General features: G+C 33.2%; 1 pseudogene. It reads right to left on the bottom strand.

Annotated features, from left to right (window positions below):
- Window positions 1-208, bottom strand: a pseudogene (locus ACE01P_RS24510) (peptidase dimerization domain-containing protein); the annotation flags it as partial.

Here is a 208-nt window from a genome sequence, read left to right as displayed (position 1 = left end):
GAAGCATTTAAGTGCATTGATCTTGGCGTAACTTCGGCGTTTAAATTTGCTTTTAATACTTCAAGAATTTAAGCATTTTAATAGCAATAAGTTACACGAATATCAACAACCAAATCACAATCTGACGGAACTACATTGTGTTGTTTTCCAGCAGTAATCTGCGTTACAGTCATTTTTACAGCACATAAAACATCAGAAATATTGTCAC

Source organism: Flavobacterium sp. HJSW_4 (genome assembly GCF_042436695.1).
GTDB lineage: Bacteria > Bacteroidota > Bacteroidia > Flavobacteriales > Flavobacteriaceae > Flavobacterium.
Note: the sequence above shows the minus strand (reverse complement) of the source record. Positions and strands in the feature narration are given on the sequence as shown.